Annotated in this window: 3 protein-coding genes; 2 read left to right on the top strand and 1 reads right to left on the bottom strand. The window is 76.8% G+C overall.

All coding sequences use genetic code 11. The features are described 5' to 3' along the window. Nucleotides 1–125 precede the first annotated feature (125 nt). Nucleotides 126–347 (top strand): DUF2945 domain-containing protein, encoded by a 222-nt coding sequence (locus G3I42_RS31825; protein WP_164291156.1) that lies wholly within the window; start codon nt 126–128, stop codon nt 345–347. Nucleotides 348–398: 51 nt separating this feature from the next. Further along, the gene (locus tag G3I42_RS31820; RefSeq protein ID WP_164291155.1) at nt 399–1,136 is read left to right on the top strand and encodes a class I SAM-dependent methyltransferase; all 738 of its coding nucleotides are present in this window, start codon (nt 399–401) and stop codon (nt 1,134–1,136) included. A 23-nt stretch (nt 1,137–1,159) separates the two neighbouring features. Here the strand turns inward: G3I42_RS31820 and G3I42_RS31815 are convergent, their stop codons facing one another. Continuing rightward, nucleotides 1,160–2,638 (bottom strand): PLP-dependent aminotransferase family protein, encoded by a 1,479-nt coding sequence (locus tag G3I42_RS31815; RefSeq protein ID WP_239096811.1) that lies wholly within the window; start codon nt 2,636–2,638, stop codon nt 1,160–1,162. Nucleotides 2,639–2,706 lie beyond the last annotated feature (68 nt).

Below are 2,706 nucleotides of genomic sequence, written 5' to 3'. Positions count from 1 at the left end.
GGCCCGGCGGGCGCGAGCGGGCGGGGCCGTTCGGCGGTGCCCGGGGTGCGCGGCCGCCCAGGGCGCGGGAGGCTGGTGCGGCGCGTACCGGTGCGGCACGCGTACGAGCGAGGAAGGCGGCCCCCATGGCGAAGAAGGACAAGAAGCTGCGGCGTGGCGACGACGTGGCGTGGAGCAGCCACGGTCAGGAGGTCGAGGGCGAGGTCACGAAGAAGGTCGACACGCGCACGGAGGCCGCCGGGCGCACCGTGGACGCCTCGCCCGAGGAGCCGCAGTACGAGGTCGAGAGCGACAAGAGCGGCAAGCGGGCGGTCCACAAGCCGGACTCGCTGCGCAAGAAGCGCTGAGCCCGGCCCCGCCTTCCGTTGCGGCGGGCGTCCGGCGGGCACGGTGGCGTCATGAGCGAGCACGAGGGCGCGGACGCGGACGCGTACCGGACGACGGCGGAGTTCTACGACATCCTCCAGGCCGAGCGGGACAGCCGGCTCGTCGCGGAGCTGTACGGGGACCGGGTCGCAGCGGCGCGGGGCGCGGTGGTGGACGTCGGCGCGGGGAGCGGGACGGTGAGTCTCATGGCGCTCGCGTGTGCGGGGGCGCCGGTGCACGCCGTCGAGCCCTCGGCGGTGATGCGCTCGCTGCTGCTGACGCGTCTCGCGTGGTCCCGGGCGGACCGCCGGGCGCGGGTGACGGTGCATCCCGGGACGCTGCCGGAAGCGGACATCCCGGAGGCTTCGGCCGGGTTGGTGGTGTGCCACAACGTCGTTCCGACGCTCGGCGACGTGGCGCGCCGTGAGCTGTGGGAGGCGGCGGCGCGGGTCCTGGAGCCCGGCGGGCTGCTGCTGATGGACCGGCCGCGCGCGCGGGCGCCGCGCGCGGCGGAGATCGCGGTGTTCACGCCGGTCCGGGTGGGCGATGACACGTACGAGGGCGAGGTGCGGGAGATGGCGTGCGCGGCGGGGGCCGAGCTGGCCTTCACGTACACGGTGCGGCGCGGGGAGCGCGTGGTGCGGCGGCGCGGCGAACGGTTCCTGACCCGGATGCTGCCGCTGGAGACGCTGACACGGGAACTCGGCGACCGCGGGCTGCGGTGGGAGGAGACCGGCGAGCGGGTGCTCGTGGCGCGACGGGAACGGTGACGCCCCGTACGGACCCGGGACGTTCAGGACAGTGCGCGCAGGACCGTGCTAAGCGCTGCGATCCCCTCCTCGATCGCGGAGGCGGGGACGGCGGCGTAGCCGAGGACGAGACCCGGGGGTCCCGGGCGCACGCGGTGCCAGGACAGCGGCTGGACCTTGACGCCGCGGGCGAGCGCGGCGGCGGCCACCTCGGTGTCGGGGACGGACCGGTCGAAGGTGACCGTGAGGTGGAGCCCGGCTGCGGCCCCGTGCACGACGGCGTGCGGCAGGTGGCGGCCGAGCGCGCCGATCATCGCGTCCCTGCGCCGCCGGTGGCGGATGCGCGACTGCCGTACGTGGCGCTCCAGGTCGCCGCTGTCGATGAGGCGCGCGAAGGTGTGCTGGGCGAGGACGTCGTTGCCGAGGTCGGCGAATCTCTTGGCGTCGACGAGCGCGTCGCGCAGGTGCGGGGGCGGGACGAGCCAGCCGAGGCGCAGGGCCGGGGCGAGGAGCTTCGACGCGCTGCCCAGGTAGCAGACGCGGTCGGCGAGCAGGGTGCGCAGGGCGGGGGCGGGCGCCTGGTCGTAGCGGTGTTCGGCGTCGTAGTCGTCCTCCAGGACGAGGCCGCCCTCGCTCGCCCAGCGCAGCAGCGCGCGGCGGCGCGCGCCGCGCGTGACGACGCCGGTGGGGAACTGGTGGGCGGGGGTGAGCAGGACCGCGCGGGCACCGGTGGCCCGCAGGTCCTCGACGCGGATGCCCGCGTGGTCGACGGGGACGGGCGGCGTCGCGAAGCCCGTACGGCGCAGGTGCTGGCGGACGCCGAGCGAGCCCGGGTCCTCGAAGGCGACCTGGTCGATGCCTTCGGCGCGCAGCACGGGGCCGAGGAGCGAGAGGGCCTGCGCGGCGCCGGAGACGACGAGGAGGTCGTCGGGGTGGACGAGGAGGCCGCGGGTGCGGGCGAGCCAGTGCGCGAGGGCGGTGCGCAGAGCCGACTCGCCGCGCGGGTCGCCGTATCCGAGCGAGGCGGTGGGGAGTTCGGCGAGGACGGCGCGGGTGGCGCGGAGCCAGGCGGTGCGGGGGAAGGCGGTGAGGTCGGGGCGGCCGGGGGTGAGGTCGACGCGCGCGGGCAGCGCGCGCAGGGCGTCGAAGACGGCCTCCTCCGCGGCCGGGTCGAAGGGATCGGCGGGCGGGGGCTCGGGGGCGCGGGGCCGCGGGACGGGGCGGGGTACGGCGCGGACGACGGTGCCCTGACGACCGCGGCCCTCGACGTGGCCGTCCTCGGTGAGACGCCGGTACGCCTCGGTGACGACGCCGCGCGAGAGGCCGAACGCGGCGGCGAGGGTACGGGAGGGGGGCAGCCGGGTGCCGGGGGCGAGGCGGCCGTCGGCGAGGGCCCGGCGTACTTCGGCGACGAGCCAGGCGGTCTTGTCCCGGTCGGGGACGGCACGGGTGCCGAACGGGAGGAGGTCGGGGACCGGGAGGGGGGCCTGGTCGGCGACGGCTGGGGGCGACGGTTCGGGCATCGGGGCGTCCGGTCCGGGCATCGGGGCGTCCGTGGGCTTCATCGGGTTCATCGGGTTCATCGGGTTCA

It is taken from the genome of Streptomyces sp. SID11385, assembly GCF_010548245.1.
GTDB lineage: Bacteria > Actinomycetota > Actinomycetes > Streptomycetales > Streptomycetaceae > Streptomyces.
This window is presented reverse-complemented; position numbering and strand designations above follow the sequence as displayed.

What these genes read in the sequence shown, in the direction of transcription:
- G3I42_RS31825 (WP_164291156.1), top strand. Translation starts at nt 126, where the DNA reads ATGGCGAAGAAGGACAAGAAGCTGCGGCGTGGCGACGACGTGGCGTGG.
- G3I42_RS31815 (WP_239096811.1), bottom strand. Translation starts at nt 2,638, where the DNA reads ATGCCCGAACCGTCGCCCCCAGCCGTCGCCGACCAGGCCCCCCTCCCG.
- G3I42_RS31820 (WP_164291155.1), top strand. Translation starts at nt 399, where the DNA reads ATGAGCGAGCACGAGGGCGCGGACGCGGACGCGTACCGGACGACGGCG.